Origin of the sequence: Citrobacter amalonaticus, from assembly GCF_018323885.1 — a bacterium.
Taxonomy (GTDB): domain Bacteria; phylum Pseudomonadota; class Gammaproteobacteria; order Enterobacterales; family Enterobacteriaceae; genus Citrobacter_A; species Citrobacter_A amalonaticus.
On the sequence record NZ_AP024585.1, the window covers coordinates 4,061,515 to 4,080,409 of the forward strand.

Sequence of the window (18,895 nt, forward strand, 5' to 3'; positions counted from 1 at the left end):
TCGCCATCAGGCATCACAATGTTGCCGGATGGCGGTGCAAGCACCTTATCCGGCCTACTACCGCTAACTACAGTTCCAATGTCGTGGTTTTCCTCTAAGCAGTTGGTGTTGTAGCAAGGCGGCAAACGAACGAATCCCGGGGAGCTTACATCAGTAAGTGACCCGGGTGAGTGAGAGCGGCCAACACAGCTACAGCGCCAAATGCAACGAGGAAAAATGAATTATCACCAGTATTATCCCGTCGATATCGTTAACGGCCCCGGTACCCGCTGCACCCTGTTTGTTTCAGGGTGCGTACACGAATGCCCCGGCTGCTATAACAAAAGCACCTGGCGGCTGAACTCCGGTCAGCCGTTCACGAAAGCAATGGAAGACCAGATCATCCGCGATCTGAACGATACGCGGATCCACCGCCAGGGGATCTCCCTTTCCGGCGGCGATCCGCTTCATCCGCAGAACGTACCGGATATCCTGAAGCTGGTGCAGCGCATTCGTGCTGAATGTGCAGGTAAAGATATCTGGGTGTGGACCGGCTATAAGCTGGATGAACTCAACGCCGCGCAAATGCAGGTTGTGGACCTCATTAACGTGCTGGTGGACGGCAAATTTGTGCAGGATCTGAAAGACCCGGCGCTGATCTGGCGCGGCAGCAGCAACCAGGTTGTCCATCATTTACGGTAAACACTATGGCGGACAGCATCTGCTTTCCGTCTTTCCTGCCCCTCCCATCAAAAACGACTCACACACTCCATTGCCACCGCTTTAAACTCGGCGAAGTTTTGGCTGCCGCACAGTCGCGTCATAGCGCGTTCACGCAGGAAAGTGACAAAGATATCGTAGATGGCCATTGCCTCTTCGTACTCGCTTTTACTGATAGCGAGTAAAAAGATCACATGTGCGGTTTCGTCCCCCCAGGCGATACCCTGCGGGGCGAGCACCGTGTAGACCACCGTTTTTTTCGCCAGCAGTCCGAGGGCGTGCGGCAGCGCAATGCTGTCACCGAGCATCGTGCTGACAATCGCCTCACGTTCCACCACCGAATCGAGGAATTCCGCGTCGACAAATCCTTCACGCTGCAACTGATCGCACAAGGTTTTAAACAGCGTCTGCTGGTCCATCTCGCCTTCGATAATACGAAAATGCGCGGCATCGAAGTATTTGTTCAGCATCCACGGACGGGTTCTGTCTACCAGCACTAACTTACCGATCTGCTCCAGTTGATAGTCGGTAGGAAACGGAGCGATCTGCACGACCGGCTTGTCTTTCTCACCGATCCGCGCCGTGGCGATCACAAAGTCCTCCGCGATACTCTCGCGCTGTTCGTAATCACGCAGCGTCAGCGTGTTTACAATCTCGATCTGCGGATATTTGCGCGCCAGTACCGCTTCAATCATCCGCACCATCGCATTTCCCGTGTCGCAGACCAGCAGAACTTTTGGCTGCCGCTGGTAACCGATGTTGTAACTACGTTCAAGCCCAACGCCGATGTGTAACACCAGAAAGCCGATCTCGTTTTCGCTGATGGCGTAAGGGGTGTATTTACCCCAACTGGAGACTGCCGCCAGGGTCATATCCCATGCCATGGGATAGTGTTGCTTGATGTTCTCCAGCAGCGGGTTCGGGATCATGATCTGATAGCGCACCCGGGTGATCATCGTTTTGATGTGAGTGAGTAAATCCGCATGAAGCTGGTTATCATTCAACAGGTTATAGTTGTACTGGCTGTTGATAAACCGCAGGATGTAATTGACCAGCGCTTCCTCGTCGTCGGCATTGATCGCACTGGGCGCAATCTCCTGCACCTGCCGCGCCGCGATATGTACCTTCAGCCAGTTCTCTTCCGACACCGACAGCGGATGATTTGCCAGATGCTGCACGACAGCGGCAATCTCACGCGCCGCCAGGCACACGTTCTCTTCCACCTCTTCGTTGGTGAATTCCGACAACGGATACCCTTCGCTGATACGGCGTACCGCGACCGCGCAGTACAGACGTAAAAACAACTCGCCTTCGTCAGTAAGGCGAATATGGAAGCGATTGAAAATCTCCTCAAGCAGCGGTTGAAGCTGCGATGGCACCCCGGCATACAGCGCCTCTTCGGTCACCAGCGGATTAGCGGGATCCTGCTGCGCCAGCGTCCAGAGAAGGTCGGTCAGGCAGGCGCGGATCGCCATCTCGCTGCCGAACAGTTTCATGCCATGGCGCGGACGCGTTTCCAGCGTCAAATGATAGCGTTGCAGCCATTCACGCACTTCTGCCATGTCGTTTTGTAGCGTCGCCCGACTGACAAACCATTCATCAGCTAAATCTTCGAGTTTGAGAGAAAAGGCGGATGTCAGAAAACGTACCATCAGGTAATGTACGCGTTCCTGACTGGTGCGCGGAATTCGCAGCGCGCTGGGCTGCTGCGATTGCAGGGACTGATAGCTTGCCGGGTCATCGATCCTGAGCTGATAACCGTTGCCCCGGCTGAGGATAAACTGCGCGCCGTGCTGAGTCAGCAGGGCGTTGAGCGCTGTAATATCAGCACGAACAGTTCGTGTGGAAACCGACAACCGCTGCGCCAGCTCATCCTGCGGCAGCGTCTCGTTTTGCAACATCGTAAACAGTTGCGCCAAACGTTGGTTGGGGAATCGCACATCACTCTCCTCGTTTTTAACCTACACACGCCCTGGTCAGCGCCAGCAACTGGCGCACATCGTCCGGACGGGTGTTTCCGCTTACCTTATCAATAATAGAACTATAAATGTGAGGAATGATTTTACTGACGCCCGCGTCGAGGGCAATTTGCAGAATCTCAGCGTAGTTTTCCAGATCGATCCCGCCGGTTGGCTCCAGCCAGAAATCATGACACGCACAGGCTTCAGCCACCGCGTTAAACTCGTCACGGCATTTCAGACCGCCCATCGGGAAGTATTTGATCGAGCTACCGCCCATATCTTTCAGCAGCGCGATAGCCGTTTCGACCGGGACAATGCCGTCCGCCGCTTTGCTACTCAGCGGCCCGGTGGAAATTTTGACCAGACCAGGCGTACCAGTCGGCGATACCAGACCGTTGACCACCGTCTCACTCTGCCCGAGCAGGGCGCGGCTGGTTGCCACGCCGGTGAACACCTGGTTGACGTGTTGCGGCTGAACCTGGCGAGAGATTTCACTGACCATCGCCGACTGGTTCGGATCGCCCGCCCCCAGCCCTACGGAGAGCGCATTGTGGATAAGTGCCGCGTAGTCACGCATATCCGCCACCGCGCTTTCGACATCCGGGTAATTTTTGGAGAGTACACCCACCAGCACATGACCTTCCGCCGCGTCGTAAATGTCACGCGCGTTCTCTTTCGAGCCGGCCAGTACATTCAGGCAGACGCGATCGCGATAAAAGTTCGGGGTCAATTTCATGCTTGTTTCTCCTGATTAATCACGTCGCCAATCCGGTGCGCCACAATGTCCAACTGTGCACGATCAACACTGCGCACATCTGCTTCAATAATTCCTTCGTTGGCTTTGTAACCACGGAAGTAAATCGCGTATTCACCCTGCTTGAGGGCTTCCACCAGTTCGCCTGTCGCGATGCCGGTAACAGCTTCATCAAACTTAATTTCTGCGCGGGCGATATCCCGTCCCGCGCTGTCCCACACCACGCGAGCGGTCACACCGTTGAGCGCATTCAGCGCATCAATAAACGGCGACATTTTTTCCACCATCTCCGCGCCGCTCTCTTTCTGCGCATTCAAATAGAGTTCAATGGCACAGGTCAGGCCGAGAATCCCCTCTTTGCCGACCTTCATCGCCCGACCAATACCCGCCGTCTGGCGTTTCACCCACTCGACGTACTGGGTTTTGCCGATGACCAGTCCGCTGGTAGGGCCTTCGATCGCCTTCGCGCCGCTGTAGATCACCAGATCGGCCCCCGAACGGTAGTAGCACTGCAGATCTTCTTCCGCCGCCGCATCAACAATCAGCGGCAGATTGTGTTTACGCGCCACGACGACGGCCTGCTCAACGCTGAGCATGCTTTTTTGTACGCAGTGGTGGGATTTGATGTAAAGAATCGCCGCCGTGCGTGGGGTGATTGCCGCCGCCAGCTGTGCGGCAGAGCATTCATTGGCATATCCGGCTTCCACCAGCTTGCCACCGCCCAGCGCCACCATCGTGCCAACCGGCGCACCAAAGTTAACGTTGTGCCCTTTCGGCAACACGATTTCGTTATTCTCAATCGGTGTGACGTGCAGGTTCTCCAGCAACCAGTCGCTGTCCTGGACCAGCACGGCGGCCACCGACTGAGCAATGCCCGCAGACGCACAGGAAACCACCGTCGCCCCTTCCACATCCAGCAGCTTCGCAATGTATTCCCCGGTTTTATTCACCAGATCTTTCATCTCAAAGTACTGGTTCATACCGGCCATCGCCGCTTCCACCACTTCCGGGCGCGGCGTGGACACGCCCAGCGCCGTCATTCGTCCGGAGGTATTAATTACCTGCTTTAAATGGTATTTCTCAAAAATCGAAGGCATGTTCCGCGCTCCCTTGTTCGGTCATATAGCCCTTGCCCGCACGTATTGCGGCAAGCGGCACCAGCAGTTTTTCAGCCTGTAAGCTGTCATTTTCGGCATCGATCAGCACGGTTGGCTGACGCTTCAGCGTAAAGAGGGTTAAGTCAGCGTCCAGACCTGGCTGGAGGCGACCTTTGGATTTCAGACGCAAGCCGTCGGCGGCATTCGCCGTCACACAGTTGATGACTTGCGGCAGCGACATCCCGATGGCGAGGAATTTCGACATCACATTCGCCAGCGAATGCACCGGGCCGTTAATACGGTTGCGGCAATAGATATCAGAACTGATGGTGTGCGGCAGAATGCCTAAGCTGATGGCACGTTTCGCCACCGCAAAACTCAGGCTGGCCGTGCCGTGCCCGACGTCCAGACGCACGCCGCGCTGAATCGCCCGGGTGACCGAGGCGCGCAGTTCACCCTCCGGCGTCAGAATGCGATTGGGTTTTCCGTTGTAGCAGTGGGTGATGATATCGCCCGCCGTCAGGCGCTCCGCGATCTCATCCAGATCCGGCGGGTTATTGCCAATGTGGACCATCAGGGGCAAATCACCGTTCGCTTGCTGCATCGCTTTGGCACGTTCCAGCGGCGTGATGCCATTTTCACCCACCACGCTGCTGCTCATACGCGCTTTCAGGCCGACGATGAAATCAGGGTAGCGTTTCACCGCCTGCTGTACCGCGTCGGCATCGATGTTGGCCATATTCGCCAGTTCGTTTTGTGCAATCAGCCCGACGCGGGAGATATTCAGAAGTGCATAGACTTCCGTCGCGGCGTCGCGCGTGAGGGTATAGAAATCATCAATATCATCGGCACCGGTACTGCCCGCATCCACCACGGTCGTCACGCCGGTGGCAATGCCTACGCTGTCCGGTTCGTCGTGATAAATCGGGGAATTTGGATAACAGTGAACGTGGGAATCAATCCATCCGGCGCTGACGTAGTACTCGCCGTTGAGCTCAACGGTTTTCACCGCCGGGTCGTTTATCTCGCCTAACGCGGCGATTTTGCCGTCCTTCAGGGCGATATCACAGACCGTATCGTCAACCAGACGCGCACGGCGAAGGAGTAAATCAAACATGTCTCTCTCCTTTTGCCGGATAGCGGCGTAACCACCCTATCCGGCCAACAAAGACGCGCTTATCCGTAGGCCTGATAAGCGCTTTGCCATCAGGTAATTAGCTAATCGCAATCGGGAAGATTGAACCTAAAATCATGGCGCCAAGGATAGCGCCCCCGGTGATCGGTTTCTGCCAGATGTAAAACAGCAGTGCGCCGACCAAAGAACCCACGCCGATAGGGATCGACGCCGTCATCGCGCTGAGGATGATCAAGGGGCCGAGGAAACGCCCCGAGGCGTTACCGGCCCCCATCATCACGTCCGCCCCGTAGGTCGAGTCACTCTGATTGATGGTGAACTTACGCGCCAGGATAATGACGTAACCAATCGCCAGGCCAATCGCCAGCCCCGTAGCGAGAGAAGCGATAAAGTTCTCAACCGGGAACACAATGCCTGCGCCCAACAACAGCGCCGGAACCCCCAGACCAACGCCGGTCTGAATCGCACCGCCGATATCCAGAATCCCCACCAGGGAGCCTTCGATAATGCGGGCGAACAGGAAGCTGGCACCAAACGCGGCCACTGCGCCGTACGATCCGGTATCAATCCCCGCTTTCAGCATCGCCACGAACGCCACTTCGTTAAACGCGCCAATCCCGTACAGGTAGTACATGTGCGTCCCGGCAAACACGCCGGAGGAGAGCAAGCCAACGAAGATCGGGAACGACCAGTCGGCAAACCAAAAACCTTTATTCTGTTCCATTGTGGCCTCCGTTATTTGCCGCTAAGCGAGTTGTGGATCAGTTCGAGCCAGTTCGGCACGGTCATGTGGAAGGATTCGATCATCTTCATGTCGAAGCCACGGAAGAAGCCGCTCAGGACGAACAGCAGAACGATGGCCGCCATCATCACTTTGGTCACATGGTTCCAGCCGCTCTCTTCAACGCCTTTACCAATCAGGATGCCGAGGACCAGACCCGGTACGGCGTTACCCATGATCAACTGTGCCGCGCCGCCGAAAACGGTTGCCCAGAAGCCTGATTTCTTACCCGCGTCGATCGCCGCCAGCCAGAAGATCACCGGCATCACGGTGTTGACCAGCAGGTTTGCCGCAGGGACCAGCACCTTAACGGCGGTCACCTGCAACGCTTCCGGTACGGAAGAGGCTGTGAGGTTCAGGAAGGTCACGACGATCATGCCGATGATGCCGCAGGCAATCGCCATCTTTTTCGGGTCATGCAGCGTTTCACCGACATTGCGGTTTTTAATCATCAGCGCTGCCGCGCCCCAGTTAGGAATGATGCGGTGATCCACGTCCTGTGTGAACGAGCCCGCCGCAACGGATGAGGCCCAGGCGTTGAAGAAAAAGCCCAGACCAAACGAGAAGTGAGAAGCCGGATCCCCTTCGCAGGAATTCAGTTCCCCCAGAGTTCGAAACGCACCCATCCCCTGTGTGGTAGGCGCATGAAACATGCGTGCAGCCCCGGCCCCCACACCCACGCCGACGAGGGCACCGATGATGAGCGATTTTATTAAAATTATCAGGAACATAATTATGCCTTCTTAACAAGAATCAGCGTTGCGAGACAAAATCCACCTTGTCCAGATTGATGGCTGTCACGTTGACGGTCACATCCAGCTCCACGCTGTAAGTGCGTCGTTCCCGGCGCAGAAAGAAGAACAAAAACGCTTCTTTGCGCACCGCTTCACGCGCTTGAACAACCTGCACATCCTGTGGCTCAATACGCAGTAAAATGTGCGGCGATGCCTTCATGACCGCGGCCTGAACGTGGTTCAGGGCATCGGCAAAGGCGCGCGCTTTGGCTTCGCCTTTACCGGTGACTCTCACCGTTGTGGTGAATTGTTCTTTCATACTTACGCGCCGTATTTTTTCTGCCACGCCTGGACCAGGCGCTCGCCAAGCTCTTCTTTATCCATAAAGCCGAACCCCAGCACGTTGCAGCCTTCGTTAATCGCCGTTACGCCTTCATCCACAGAGCGCATCCCGTATTTGGCTTTGTAACCGTATTTGTTCTGTGCAGTGATGGCGCCCGCGCCGCCGCTGCCGCAAAAAGAGATGCCGAACGTGGCGTTTTCCGCTTTCATCACGTCCCCCAGTTTCATATCCGCGGCAACGCCCGGTACTACCACCGCACGACCACCGGCTTTCTCGACGCCTGCCGCCACTTTCTGGCCTTTACCCAGACGATCGCCAATCACGACTGTAATCTGTTCCATGTTGTTGCTCCTTAAAGGTTGTCTTTCGCGACTTCAAAGTGGACGGACAGCAGCCAGGCTTCTTCCTCGGGAAGGTTGCCAAACGCTGCGACCACGTCGCGGGCAAGCGCCATTGAGTCGGCTGAAATTTCATCAAACAAACTGGCTTCCACTTGCGGCAAAGGCTCGCCGGTCACCGACCGGTGCGCCATGGCGCGAACGTGAGACGTCAGCATTTGTTCCTGTACGGCGTTGGGAATGATGTGATGTTCACGCAGCAAGGCATACACTTGCGCCAGCATGCGATCGGCCAGTTCACCAATCTGCGCCACCTGTTCCCCCATGTCGTTCATTACTGCTCCGTTATTCACTCGTCTTACCCCGTTAATGGCTCTGAGTTAAAACTAGCGGTGGGGGTAAAAAGTTTGTAGCGAGTTGTTTTCCACTTCGAAGTGGAAAGGCGAGTGGCAATAGTGATGTGTTTCACAGAAAAGGGGGTTTTGATGATTTATCGCTGGAAAAGTGTGATTTTATTCACAGATTATTAGCTCTGACTACGAATTTACGAGCGTTAAAAAAAAAGCAAAATTGTGACTTCAGGAGGGGATTGAGGTTCTTGATAAGAATGCCTTATGACCCAGAACATTTTTGAGTGTCTGGGACATAAGTTAAGGTATTAAACCGTGATACGTTTCAAACATATATCAATATCACTGTCACTATATCCAGGCGTAATTTCAAAATAGGCGATACCAGCTTTACGGCAAGCTTCTTTTTTAACTGCATCACGTTGAATGGCATTTCCCTGATAATGAGCACCGCCCTGATATTCAAAAACCGCAAGAGGATCGCCATATCGCGTAACGATAACGAAGTCAGCACGTTTGCTGTTAATACAACCATAGGCCGCTTTATCTTTCGAGCCTATAATTTCTCCAAAACTTACCTGAGCAAAAACCATATGTTCTAATTTGTTTCTCTTTATCGTGTTTTCAAGCTTTCTGTAAAGGTATGATTCCTCTTTATTCATAAGCTTACGCTTATAAAAGTCACCCTGAGCAACAATGGATAACTGATTCGTCGGATCGATATAATTTAAATATTTCTTCTTGGCGGTTTTTTTATTCACGAAGAAAATAACAAACAATGCTACAACGATAAATATCGCATATTCCATTATACTTTTCCTTAGTAAAGTCGTTTACCTATAAATTTTTTGAATAATAGAAAAGGGATTTAAATAAAGAATAAACGAATAAGGCGGTGAAATCACCGCCTTATTACTAATTAACGATACTTCTTGTGATACGCGTTGCGGGTGGTTTTGAATTGTTCCGCCGCGGCCTGCGCTTCTTTGACCTTCCCTTCGTTTGCCAGCTTCAGCGCACCGTCGATCTGGCCGACCAGAATGTCGAAACCATGACGGAAATCTTTCATTTCCGGGCTATCTGAGGCCTTGCTTTCCAGTTTTGGCGGCGTCGCTTTTTGCGCGTCCAGCGCAGCGGCGCGCATTTTGGTTAACGCATCGGTCACTTGCGTCGCGTTATCCGCTTTTTCGATTACCTTCAGGTTATCGTTAAGCGTTTCCATATTATCTTCCAGATCAGCGGCGAACACGGAAGAGCCCAAAACTAACGTTGAAGCTGCGATGATTGCTAACAGATGTTTACGCATTGCTCACTTCCTTTTTTTTATTGTTATGGCGCGGCAGGTCGCGCCATGGATGTTTACTGCCCGGCGATTTTCATCTCCGGCAACAGTACTGAACCACACTGTATATTGCTACGTGTTTCAATATCGTTACCAATCGTCACAATATTGCGCCACATCTCTTTTAAATTTCCGGCGATGGTAATTTCGCTCACAGGGTATTGAATTTCCCCGTTTTCAACCCAGAAACCGGCTGCGCCGCGGGAATAATCCCCGGTAATGCCGCTCACGCCCTGGCCCATCAGTTCAGTGACCACCAGACCGGTGCCCATCTCTTTAAGCATCTGCTCAAAGTTCAGTCCTTGTCCGGCAATACGCCAGTTATGAATGCCGCCCGCATGACCGGTGCTTTTCAGCCCCAGCTTACGTGCGGAGTAGTTGGTCAGCAGCCATTGAGTCAGAACGCCGTCTTTCACAATGTCACGACGTTCCGTGCGCACGCCTTCGCTGTCAAACGGTGAGGAGGCCAGTCCTTTCAGCAGGTGCGGATGCTCCTCAATGGTCAGCCATTCAGGCAGAATTTGTTTGCCCAGCGAATCCAGCAAGAACGTGGATTTGCGGTACACCGAACCGCCCGCAATTGCGCCAACCAGATGTCCAATCAGCCCGGTCGCCACTTCGTTAGCAAAAATCACCGGCGCTTTCATGGTCGAGAGTTTACGCGGAGACAGGCGGGATAACGTGCGGCGAGCACAGTCTGCGCCTACCCATTCCGGCGTTTGTAGATCGCCCATCGCGCGACCAATGGTGTAGGCGTAATCGCGCTCCATATCGCCGTTTTCTTCGGCAATTACGCAACTGGACAGTGAATGGCGGGTGGAGCAATAGCCCTGCAACATACCGTGGCTGTTGCCGAACACTTTAATGCCATAGTGGCTGTTAAAACTGCCGCCTTCCGTATTGGTGATGCGTTTGTCGGCCTGCAAAGAGGCCTGTTCAGCACGCGCTGCCAGTTCGATGGCTTCGTCCGGGGAAATGTCAGCCGGGTGGAACAGGTCCAGATCCGGCGCGTCAAAAGCCAGCAGTTCTTTGTCGGCCACACCGGCGCACGGATCCGGTGAAGTGTAGCGCGCGATATCCAGCGCCGCCTGGACGGTACGGGCAATCGCCTGTGGGCTTAAATCGGTCGATGAGGCGCTGCCTTTACGGTTCTGATGGTAGATGGTAATCCCCAGCGCACCATCGCTATTGAATTCGACATTCTCCACTTCACCATAACGGGTGCTGACACTGATGCCGGTCGTTTTGCTTACGGCGACTTCCGCCCCGTCCGATTTGCCTGAGGCTAACTCCAGCGCTGTCGAAACTGCTTCTTCCAGAATCTTACGCTGCGCTTCAACTTGTGAGATTACTTTCATCGCAAATGCCATAATGTAGAGAGAGTTTCTTTGAAGTCTAACAGAGAACCGTTTTTCAGTGCGCATCTTAACTGGTAACATTAGCCTCTTTTTTTAAGGAGCCTGACATGACAAAGCAGCCCGAAGACTGGCTCGACGACGTTCCCGGTGATGACATCGAAGACGAAGACGATGAAATTATCTGGGTCAGCAAAAGTGAAATTAAACGCGACGCCGAGGAGCTAAAACGCCTGGGCGCGGAACTGGTGGATCTGGGGAAAAACGCGCTGGACAAAATCCCGCTTGATGCGGACCTGCGTGCCGCCATTGAGCTGGCCCAGCGTATCAAGATGGAAGGTCGCCGCCGTCAGTTGCAGTTGATTGGTAAATTGCTGCGCCAACGCGAGGTGGATCCTATCCGTCAGGCGCTGGATAAGTTGAAAAACCGCCACAACCAGCAAGTGGTGTTGTTTCACAAGCTTGAGCATCTGCGCGATCGTCTGATCGATGAAGGCGATGACGCGGTAGAAGAGGTGCTGAATCTGTGGCCGCACGCCGATCGTCAGCAGTTACGCTCGCTGATCCGCAATGCGAAGAAAGAGAAAGAAGGGAATAAGCCGCCGAAGTCCGCACGTCAGATCTTCCAGTATCTGCGCGAACTGGCGGAAAACGAAGAGTAATCCCGTACGCTAAATAGGCCCGGTAAGCGTCATGGACTGACCCCATAAATCTGGACAGTTTATATTAAGCGGCCTTCAGAGCCTGGGCCCGGTACTCTACCGGACTCAGGCCTTTTAGTTTCAGGCTTATCCGCTCGTTGTTGTAGTAACGGATATAATCCTCTATCGCCTTCCTCAGTTCGCTGATATTGCTGAACTGACTCAGGTAAAAACACTCCGATTTCAGCGTCCCGAAGAAGTTTTCCATCACGGCATTATCCAGACAGTTTCCTTTTCGGGACATACTTTGCGTCATGCCCTGCGCCTTTAACTTTGCCTGATAGCCTGCCATCCGATATTGCCAGCCCTGATCTGTGTGCAGCAAGGGGGCGTCGTCTGGTCCGAGCTTTAAGAACGCATCCCGCAGCATGGTATTAACCATCTCCATCACCGGCCTTTCCGACAGGCTGTAGGAGATTATTTCCCGGTTAAAAAGATCGAGTACCGGCGACAGGTACAGCTTTTTACCCTGCAGCGAGAACTCTGTAACATCCGTAACCCATTTTTCATTGGCTTTTGATGCACTGAAGTTCCTGCTCAGGATATTGGGGGCTGCCTTGCCTGTTTCCCCCTTCCATGAGCGGTATTTCTTCGCCCTTATCAGAGACCGGAGCGACAGCTCTGTCATCAGCCGCTGCACGGTTTTATGGTTCACCAGCAGACCCTGCTTTCTCAGCGAAAGCGTGATCCTGCGGTAGCCATAACGGCCTTTGTGCCAGGCGTATATCTCACGGATTTTATCTTTCAGCCCGGCATGCCTGTCCACCTGCTTCAGGGCATTCATATTGTAATACCATGTACTGCGGGACATGCCTGCCGCGCGCAGGAGGTCTCGCAGAGCGTGCTTATGCCTCAGTTCACTGATTATCAGGGCTTGCTGCCGTTTTTTTCGCTCTGAACCAAGGCCTTCAACTTTTTTAGATAGGCATTCTCTGCCCGCAGGTAACGGAGTTCAGCCCGGAGTTCTTCGGGGGAGAGTTTTTCCAGTTCTTTATCTGTAGGGGATGGGGGGATTTTTTGTTTTGTCATTTTTCCAGGCCGCCCGCGTTGAATGTTTAGCAGTCCTTCCGCTCCGGCATCGTTGTACACGCAGACCCAGTGTCGGACAAGCGTTTCTGCAGAGAGATTAAACCGGGCAGCTGCTTCACGCATCGTCAGGTGGTCACGGATAACCGCCCGGACGACGACGAGTTTAAATTCAGCTGAATGATGTTTATTTTTCCCTGACAGCCCTTCCATACCGTGGAGTTGCCACGCCCTGACCCAGCGACGGACGGAAGTTCTTTCAACACCAAAACGGTCGGCTGTACGCTCTTCTCCGTCTTTTCCGGACAAATAATGATTAACCACAGCCAGTTTTGTTTCAGGGGAATATTTTGGCTTTGCCATAAAAAACTGCACCTTACTCAGTTGAGTGTCCAACTTTTGGGGTGCAGTCCAGTCAGCGCCACCGGGCATTTTTATTACTCTTCAGCTTCCGCTTCGGCTTTCTTCGCCAGACCATCCAGCAGTTTCTGGTGAATTCCACCAAATCCGCCGTTACTCATCACCAGAATGTGATCGCCCGGCTGCGCCGTTTTCACGATCATCTCTGCCAGCGTATCCACATCCCCGCTCCAGTGAGCAGGCTGAATGCAGGCGTCCGCCACTTCCGCGACTTGCCACGGAATATGCGGTGGTTGCAGCAGATACACTTCATCTGCGCGGCCCAATGACGGTGCCAGGTCGTCTTTGCACAGCCCCATCTTCATGGTGTTGGAACGCGGTTCCAGCACGGCGATAATGCGCGCCGTGCCGCCTACTTTTCCGCGCAGCGCCGCCAGCGTTGCCAGAATCGCCGTTGGGTGATGAGCAAAATCGTCGTACACCGTGACGCCGTTTGCTTCACCGCGCAGTTCCAGGCGGCGACGGGCATTAATAAATGATCCCAGCGCCTGAGCCGCATCCGCCGGTTGGACGCCAACATGACGGGCTGCGGCGATTGCCATCAGACCGTTGTGCATGTTGTGCTCACCGACCAGCGACCACTTCACGTCGCCGACCTTTTCACCGTCCAGCCACACTTCCCATTCAGAAGCATCGACGTTCAGCTTTTTCGCCTGCCAGTGGCCCTGCTCGCCCACCAGCTCCTGTTCGCTCCAGCAGCCCATCGCCATCGTCTGCTTCAGGTTAATGTCGTGCTCAGGATAGATGATCCGCCCCTGCCCAGGCACAATGCGGACCAGATGGTGGAACTGCTTCTGGATCGCTTTCAGATCGTCAAAGATATCCGCATGATCAAACTCAAGGTTATTGAGGATCAGCGTACGCGGGCAGTAATGTACGAATTTGGATCGTTTATCAAAGAAGGCGCAGTCGTACTCATCCGCTTCAATCACGAAAAAGTTGCTTTCGCCCAGACGCGCAGAAACGTCAAAGTTCCCCGGCACGCCGCCAATCACAAAACCGGGTTTGTAACCGCAAGCGTCCAGAATCCAGGTCGCCATGCCGGCGGTCGTGGTTTTACCGTGCGTTCCCGCAACGGCCAGCACCCAACGATCGCGCAACACAAAATCATGCAGCCACTGCGGGCCGGACATGAACGGAATGTTTTTCTCCAGCACCGCCTCAACGCACGGATTCCCACGGGTCATGGCATTGCCGATGATCACCAAATCCGGCTGCGGGTCGAGTTGACTGGGGTCATAACCCTGAATCAAATCAATGCCCTGATTCTCAAGCAAGGTACTCATCGGCGGATACACATTGGCGTCCGAACCCGTTACTTCATGACCGAGCGAGCGCGCCAGCATCGCCAGACCGCCCATGAACGTGCCACAAATTCCCAAAATATGAATGCGCATACGTCACTATCCTAATTTAACCCAGGGGGCATTTTACGCATATGTCAGCCAAGTGAGAAACGCATTTCAGGATAATCCGTAGTTTGCTGGCGCGATTCACCTGAGCGCAGCCACTGAAATATTTGTTAAGATTGTTACGGTCGCTTTACTCCATATTAATTGCAGGGAAAGTGTTATGAAAACGTTAGGTGAATTTATTGTCGAGAAGCAGCACGAGTTCTCTCATGCTACAGGTGAGCTCACTGCGTTGTTGTCGGCAATAAAGCTGGGCGCCAAGATCATCCACCGCGATATCAACAAGGCCGGTCTGGTCGATATCCTGGGTGCCAGCGGTGCTGAGAACGTACAGGGTGAGGTTCAGCAGAAACTCGACCTGTTCGCGAACGAAAAACTGAAAGCTGCACTCAAGGCGCGTGATATTGTCGCGGGTATTGCCTCTGAAGAAGAAGATGAAATCGTCGTTTTCGAAGGCTGTGAACACGCGAAATACGTGGTGCTGATGGATCCGCTGGATGGATCGTCCAACATCGATGTTAACGTCTCTGTCGGGACCATTTTCTCTATCTACCGCCGCGTGACGCCTGTCGGCACGCCGGTCACGGAAGAAGATTTCCTGCAACCAGGCAACAAGCAGGTTGCTGCGGGTTACGTGGTTTACGGCTCTTCCACCATGCTGGTTTACACCACCGGCTGCGGCGTCCACGCCTTTACCTACGATCCGTCGCTGGGTGTGTTCTGCCTGTGTCAGGAGCGGATGCGCTTCCCGGAGAAAGGCAACACCTACTCCATTAACGAAGGCAACTACATCAAATTCCCGAACGGCGTGAAGAAGTACATCAAGTTCTGCCAGGAAGAGGATAAATCCACGCAGCGCCCGTATACCTCGCGCTACATCGGCTCACTGGTTGCTGACTTCCATCGTAACCTGCTGAAAGGCGGGATCTACCTTTACCCAAGCACCGCCAGCCACCCGGACGGTAAACTGCGTCTGCTGTACGAGTGCAACCCAATGGCATTCCTTGCGGAGCAAGCGGGCGGCAAGGCGAGCGACGGGAAAGAGCGTATTCTGGATATCACGCCGGAAAGCCTGCACCAGCGTCGTTCGTTCTTCGTCGGCAACAACCATATGGTTGAAGATGTAGAACGCTTTATCCGGGAATTCCCGGACGCGTAAAACTCTTGCCGGATGGAGCTGACGCTTATCCAGCCTACACGCTAAACGCCTCTCCCCGGAGAGGCGTTTTTCTGTCAGGCGGTCTGCAATTTAAACGACGCCATCGCTTCAATCAGCGCATGCGATTGCTCTTCCAGGGAACGGGTTGCCGCAGAAGACTGTTGTACCAGCGCCGCATTCTGCTGCGCCGTTTCATCCATCTGACTCACCGCGATATTCACCTGTTCGATACCGCGACTCTGCTCCTGCGACGCACTGGCGATTTCCCGCATCAGTTTGGTCATCCGCATGACTTCGCTGGCAATCTCATCCATCGTTTCGCCTGCCTGCATCGCCAGATCGCTGCCCTCTCCCACCTGTGACTGCGAGTCGCCAATCAGCGTACGAATCTCTTTTGCGGCCTCCGCGCTACGGCTGGCCAGATTGCGCACTTCGCCCGCCACCACGGCAAAACCGCGTCCCTGCTCTCCCGCGCGCGCCGCTTCAACCGAGGCGTTCAGCGCCAGAATATTGGTCTGGAACGCAATCCCGTCGATCACGCCAAGAATATCGGCGATACGATTAGCACTCCCGGAAATGTCGCGCATTTTTTCAATGACATAACAGACCATTTCACTGCCGCGATCGGCGGTATCAGAAACCGATTTCGCCAGTTGATGCGCCTGATCGGCGTTTTCCGCATTCTGTTTCACCGTTGCGGTAAGCTCCTCCATGCTGGCGGCAGTTTGTTCCAGCGAGGTCGCCGTCGATTCGGTGCGTGTCGCCAGATGAATATTGCCCGCCGTCAGTTCACGACTGCCGGTGTCTATCTGCGAACTGGCATCGCGAACGCGTCTGACAGATTCACTCAGCGCCATGCGCATCCCTTCAAGCGCGGCCTGCAGGCGATTAAACTCGGCGCTGGCATAACGGCTTTCTGCCGCCGACAAATCTCCCGTCGCCAGGCGTTCCAGTTGTTCAACCACATTATCGAGCGGTTTCAGCAGTTTATTACGCAATAACAGCCAGACCACCGCCAACAGGGCGATGGCCGTCAGCGTCGTCGCGGTCATCACTCCGTAATAAATCCATGAGGTAATGATTCGCGTGGAGGCGTAAATCCCCATGCTGCCTGTTAGCAGCAATAACAGGGTAATAAGCGACAATAAAACCAACAGGGTATTTCGTAGGGAGAGGGATTTTGGCATCGTTATTTTCCGGTTGTAAGATATACAGAAACTATCGACAACAACCGGAAAAAGTTTAGGTGTTTAAGTAAAATCTGTGTCTCACTTCGGCGTCGCGGCCGGGCCGACTCGTGTTACCGGCGAGCTCTGTCGATTTTCCCAAAGCACCGTCAGACCGCGCTGCAACGCAATGAAAATAAATAACAAAACGCCAATGGCAATTTTCGTCCACCATGAACTGAGCGTGCCGTCGAAGTTAATGTAGGTCTGGATCAGCCCCTGAATCGCCACGCCAAACAGCGTTCCAAGAACCGTACCGACCCCACCGCTCAGCAACGTACCACCGATCACCACCGAAGCGATCGCATCCAGCTCTACGCCCACTCCCGCCAGCGCGTAGCCAGCCTGGGTGTAAACAGAAAAGACAATCCCGGCCAGCGTCGCCAGCCCGGTTGACAGCATATAAATGCGGATCGTGGTGCTACGGGTGGAAATCCCCATCAGGTTCGCCGATGTCGCATTCCCGCCAATGGCATACACCTGATTGCCAAACCGGGTGCGATGCGCGAGGAAAATCCCAATGACCACCACCGCCAGCATCAGCAGGCCCATCGCGCTCAGACGCCCACCGCCGGGGATTTTCCACGCCAGGCTGGAAAGCGTGTCATAGATGGGATGGTTAATCGGGATCGACTCTTCCGATACCAGGTAACTGACCCCGCGCAGGAAAAACATACCGGCAAGCGTGATGATAAACGCCGGGATCTTCAGCGCATCAATCAGCAACCCCATGAACGCGCCAAACGCGCAGCCCATCGCCAACACCAGCGGAAACGCCAGTAACGGCGAGATCCCCCAGTAGCCGATGGCCTTCGCCAGGAATACGCCGGTGAAGGCGATCACCGATCCCACGGAGAGATCGATCCCACCGGAGAGGATCACAAAGGTCATCCCCACGGCGATGATCCCCAGGAAGGCATTATCGGTCAGAATGTTGCAGATCACGCGCGTGGAGGCAAAGCCTGGAAACTGCGTCAGACAATAGAGATAGCCCAGCACGAAAACCCCGAGGGTGATCATTAACGGTAAATTACGTTTTATCACGACCACGCACTCCTTTTAGCAAACTGATAAAGCGCTGTGACTGCACAATCAGTACGCACAGCACCACAATAGCTTTGACCACCTGGTTCATCTCCGGCGGAAACCCGGACAGCAGGATCCCGGTGTTCATCCCCTGAATGATCAGCGCACCCACCACCGATAACAGCAGATTAAAGCGCCCGCCCATCAGGGAACCGCCGCCGATCACCACCGCCAGAATGGCGTCCAGCTCCAGCCACAATCCGGCGTTGTTGGCATCCGCACCGCGAATATCCGCCGTGACGATAATCCCGGCGATTGCCGCGCACAGCCCACTCAACACATAGGTGAGCATAACGATGACTCGTGTGTTGACGCCGGCATTTTTCGCTGCCCGGATGTTAATCCCCACCGCTTCAATAAACATCCCGAGCGCCGTTCGCCGGGTCAACAGCCAGAACAACAGCAGCGTGATCAGCGCGATAATCACCGGCGTGGGAAACAGCAGCAGCGAGCCGCTGCCGAACCAGGAGAGCGTGGGCGAATTGAAGGTGACAATCTGTCCAGAGGTGATCAGTTGCGCCACGCCGCGACCCGCCACCATCAGGATTAGCGTGGCGACAAACGGCTGAATTTTGAGGATCGCCACCAGGACGCCGTTCCACAGGCCAGCCAGCACGCCGGTCCCCAATGCGGCAAGCAGGACCACTGGCAGGCTGTGACCGGCGACGGTCATCGCCGCGGTCGTGGCGCCGGCAATCGCCATCACCGCGCCAACGGAAAGGTCAATGCCGCCGGTGGCAATAACCAGCGTCATCCCTATCGCCAACAGCGCGACGGGAGCGGCGCGATTCAGGATATCGATCGGGCTGCCGAACAGACGACCGTCCTGCAAGATAATCTGGTAAAAGTGGGGGGCGACGAGGCTGTCCACCAACAGCACCAGCAGCAGCGCAATCAGCTGCGGCATACCGGTCGGCCAGCGAAAGCGTCGCTTTGGCGGCGTGGTTTGCGGGAGAGATTGGGGCATCACAAGAGT

20 protein-coding genes are annotated in these 18,895 nt (G+C 54.5%); 3 read left to right on the forward strand and 17 right to left on the reverse strand.

Going from position 1 to position 18,895, the window contains the following annotated elements:
- Window positions 1–216: 216 nt before the first annotated feature.
- Window positions 217–681 carry an anaerobic ribonucleoside-triphosphate reductase-activating protein gene (nrdG, locus tag KI228_RS19215; RefSeq protein ID WP_054177073.1) on the forward strand — a complete coding sequence of 155 codons (465 nt, stop codon included), beginning with the start codon at window positions 217–219 and terminating at the stop codon, window positions 679–681.
- Between the two features lie 47 nt (window positions 682–728).
- On the opposite strand, the gene KI228_RS19220 is transcribed toward nrdG, so the two are convergent.
- The 12 genes from KI228_RS19220 to pmbA form a co-directional block, all read right to left on the reverse strand.
- The gene (locus tag KI228_RS19220; RefSeq protein ID WP_061069571.1) at window positions 729–2,639 is read right to left on the reverse strand and encodes a BglG family transcription antiterminator; all 1,911 of its coding nucleotides are present in this window, start codon (window positions 2,637–2,639) and stop codon (window positions 729–731) included.
- A gap of 16 nt (window positions 2,640–2,655) precedes the next feature.
- A complete protein-coding gene (gene dagF / locus KI228_RS19225; RefSeq protein ID WP_061069570.1) occupies window positions 2,656–3,396 on the reverse strand; it encodes a 2-dehydro-3-deoxy-phosphogluconate aldolase in 741 nt (246 codons plus the stop codon).
- On the reverse strand, window positions 3,393–4,511 hold the full coding sequence (locus KI228_RS19230; RefSeq protein WP_061069569.1) for a DgaE family pyridoxal phosphate-dependent ammonia lyase: 1,119 nt from the start codon (window positions 4,509–4,511) through the stop codon (window positions 3,393–3,395). Before KI228_RS19230 ends, dagF begins: the two co-directional genes overlap by 4 nt.
- Window positions 4,495–5,628 (reverse strand): amidohydrolase/deacetylase family metallohydrolase, encoded by a 1,134-nt coding sequence (locus KI228_RS19235; protein ID WP_061069568.1) that lies wholly within the window; start codon window positions 5,626–5,628, stop codon window positions 4,495–4,497. The genes KI228_RS19230 and KI228_RS19235 overlap by 17 nt, the downstream gene beginning before the upstream one ends.
- 97 nt (window positions 5,629–5,725) lie before the next feature.
- Complete coding sequence (locus KI228_RS19240) at window positions 5,726–6,370, reverse strand: DUF4310 family protein (protein WP_042999222.1); 645 nt, start codon at window positions 6,368–6,370, stop codon at window positions 5,726–5,728.
- An 11-nt stretch (window positions 6,371–6,381) separates the two neighbouring features.
- On the reverse strand, window positions 6,382–7,158 hold the full coding sequence (locus KI228_RS19245; RefSeq protein WP_042321636.1) for a DUF4311 domain-containing protein: 777 nt from the start codon (window positions 7,156–7,158) through the stop codon (window positions 6,382–6,384).
- 22 nt (window positions 7,159–7,180) lie between these two features.
- Window positions 7,181–7,480 (reverse strand): DUF4312 family protein, encoded by a 300-nt coding sequence (locus KI228_RS19250; RefSeq protein WP_042321633.1) that lies wholly within the window; start codon window positions 7,478–7,480, stop codon window positions 7,181–7,183.
- 2 nt (window positions 7,481–7,482) lie between these two features.
- Window positions 7,483–7,845 (reverse strand): SFCGS family glycine-rich protein, encoded by a 363-nt coding sequence (locus tag KI228_RS19255; protein WP_012134368.1) that lies wholly within the window; start codon window positions 7,843–7,845, stop codon window positions 7,483–7,485.
- Window positions 7,846–7,856: 11 nt separating this feature from the next.
- A complete protein-coding gene (locus tag KI228_RS19260; protein ID WP_061069567.1) occupies window positions 7,857–8,195 on the reverse strand; it encodes a glycine dehydrogenase in 339 nt (112 codons plus the stop codon).
- 305 nt (window positions 8,196–8,500) lie between these two features.
- Complete coding sequence (locus KI228_RS19265; RefSeq protein WP_141227656.1) at window positions 8,501–9,001, reverse strand: DUF2726 domain-containing protein; 501 nt, start codon at window positions 8,999–9,001, stop codon at window positions 8,501–8,503.
- Between the two features lie 110 nt (window positions 9,002–9,111).
- A complete protein-coding gene (cybC, locus tag KI228_RS19270) occupies window positions 9,112–9,498 on the reverse strand; it encodes a cytochrome b562 (protein ID WP_042999219.1) in 387 nt (128 codons plus the stop codon).
- Window positions 9,499–9,551: 53 nt separating this feature from the next.
- Window positions 9,552–10,904, reverse strand: a complete 1,353-nt coding sequence (gene pmbA / locus KI228_RS19275) for a metalloprotease PmbA (protein ID WP_061069565.1) — start codon at window positions 10,902–10,904, stop codon at window positions 9,552–9,554.
- 95 nt (window positions 10,905–10,999) lie between these two features.
- Here pmbA and yjgA point away from each other — a divergent pair, with 95 nt between their 5' ends.
- On the forward strand, window positions 11,000–11,551 hold the full coding sequence (gene yjgA / locus KI228_RS19280; protein WP_042999217.1) for a ribosome biogenesis factor YjgA: 552 nt from the start codon (window positions 11,000–11,002) through the stop codon (window positions 11,549–11,551).
- A 64-nt stretch (window positions 11,552–11,615) separates the two neighbouring features.
- Here yjgA and KI228_RS19285 read toward each other — a convergent pair.
- Together KI228_RS19285 and mpl are read right to left on the reverse strand one after the other, a co-directional pair.
- Window positions 11,616–12,979 (reverse strand): IS3 family transposase gene (locus KI228_RS19285; RefSeq protein ID WP_099433379.1). Its coding sequence is split into 2 segments (ribosomal slippage): window positions 11,616–12,511 and window positions 12,511–12,979, totalling 1,365 coding nucleotides; the frame shifts between segments, so codons are not numbered across the junction.
- Window positions 12,980–13,053: 74 nt separating this feature from the next.
- Window positions 13,054–14,433 (reverse strand): UDP-N-acetylmuramate:L-alanyl-gamma-D-glutamyl-meso-diaminopimelate ligase, encoded by a 1,380-nt coding sequence (gene mpl / locus KI228_RS19290; RefSeq protein WP_042999216.1) that lies wholly within the window; start codon window positions 14,431–14,433, stop codon window positions 13,054–13,056.
- 175 nt (window positions 14,434–14,608) lie between these two features.
- Here mpl and fbp point away from each other — a divergent pair, with 175 nt between their 5' ends.
- A complete protein-coding gene (fbp, locus tag KI228_RS19295) occupies window positions 14,609–15,607 on the forward strand; it encodes a class 1 fructose-bisphosphatase (protein WP_042999215.1) in 999 nt (332 codons plus the stop codon).
- A 74-nt stretch (window positions 15,608–15,681) separates the two neighbouring features.
- Here fbp and KI228_RS19300 read toward each other — a convergent pair whose 3' ends face one another.
- The 3 genes from KI228_RS19300 to ytfT form a co-directional block, all read right to left on the reverse strand.
- Entirely contained in the window at window positions 15,682–16,794 is a 1,113-nt protein-coding gene (locus KI228_RS19300) for a methyl-accepting chemotaxis protein (RefSeq protein WP_072200586.1), read from the reverse strand.
- An 81-nt stretch (window positions 16,795–16,875) separates the two neighbouring features.
- The gene (yjfF, locus tag KI228_RS19305) at window positions 16,876–17,877 is read right to left on the reverse strand and encodes a galactofuranose ABC transporter, permease protein YjfF (RefSeq protein ID WP_042999214.1); all 1,002 of its coding nucleotides are present in this window, start codon (window positions 17,875–17,877) and stop codon (window positions 16,876–16,878) included.
- Window positions 17,864–18,886, reverse strand: coding sequence for a galactofuranose ABC transporter, ATP-binding protein YtfT (gene ytfT, locus KI228_RS19310; RefSeq protein WP_042999213.1), 1,023 nt, complete (start codon window positions 18,884–18,886; stop codon window positions 17,864–17,866). The genes yjfF and ytfT overlap by 14 nt, the downstream gene beginning before the upstream one ends.
- Between the last annotated feature and the right edge of the window lie 9 nt (window positions 18,887–18,895).

Bases quoted from the DNA above. Each gene is read 5' to 3' on its own strand.
- nrdG (WP_054177073.1), top strand. From the start codon at position 217: ATGAATTATCACCAGTATTATCCCGTCGATATCGTTAACGGCCCCGGT.
- dagF (WP_061069570.1), bottom strand. From the start codon at position 3,396: ATGAAATTGACCCCGAACTTTTATCGCGATCGCGTCTGCCTGAATGTA.
- KI228_RS19230 (WP_061069569.1), bottom strand. From the start codon at position 4,511: ATGCCTTCGATTTTTGAGAAATACCATTTAAAGCAGGTAATTAATACC.
- KI228_RS19235 (WP_061069568.1), bottom strand. From the start codon at position 5,628: ATGTTTGATTTACTCCTTCGCCGTGCGCGTCTGGTTGACGATACGGTC.
- KI228_RS19240 (WP_042999222.1), bottom strand. From the start codon at position 6,370: ATGGAACAGAATAAAGGTTTTTGGTTTGCCGACTGGTCGTTCCCGATC.
- KI228_RS19245 (WP_042321636.1), bottom strand. From the start codon at position 7,158: ATGTTCCTGATAATTTTAATAAAATCGCTCATCATCGGTGCCCTCGTC.
- KI228_RS19250 (WP_042321633.1), bottom strand. From the start codon at position 7,480: ATGAAAGAACAATTCACCACAACGGTGAGAGTCACCGGTAAAGGCGAA.
- KI228_RS19255 (WP_012134368.1), bottom strand. From the start codon at position 7,845: ATGGAACAGATTACAGTCGTGATTGGCGATCGTCTGGGTAAAGGCCAG.
- KI228_RS19265 (WP_141227656.1), bottom strand. From the start codon at position 9,001: ATGGAATATGCGATATTTATCGTTGTAGCATTGTTTGTTATTTTCTTC.
- cybC (WP_042999219.1), bottom strand. From the start codon at position 9,498: ATGCGTAAACATCTGTTAGCAATCATCGCAGCTTCAACGTTAGTTTTG.
- pmbA (WP_061069565.1), bottom strand. From the start codon at position 10,904: ATGGCATTTGCGATGAAAGTAATCTCACAAGTTGAAGCGCAGCGTAAG.
- yjgA (WP_042999217.1), top strand. From the start codon at position 11,000: ATGACAAAGCAGCCCGAAGACTGGCTCGACGACGTTCCCGGTGATGAC.
- mpl (WP_042999216.1), bottom strand. From the start codon at position 14,433: ATGCGCATTCATATTTTGGGAATTTGTGGCACGTTCATGGGCGGTCTG.
- fbp (WP_042999215.1), top strand. From the start codon at position 14,609: ATGAAAACGTTAGGTGAATTTATTGTCGAGAAGCAGCACGAGTTCTCT.
- KI228_RS19300 (WP_072200586.1), bottom strand. From the start codon at position 16,794: ATGCCAAAATCCCTCTCCCTACGAAATACCCTGTTGGTTTTATTGTCG.
- ytfT (WP_042999213.1), bottom strand. From the start codon at position 18,886: ATGCCCCAATCTCTCCCGCAAACCACGCCGCCAAAGCGACGCTTTCGC.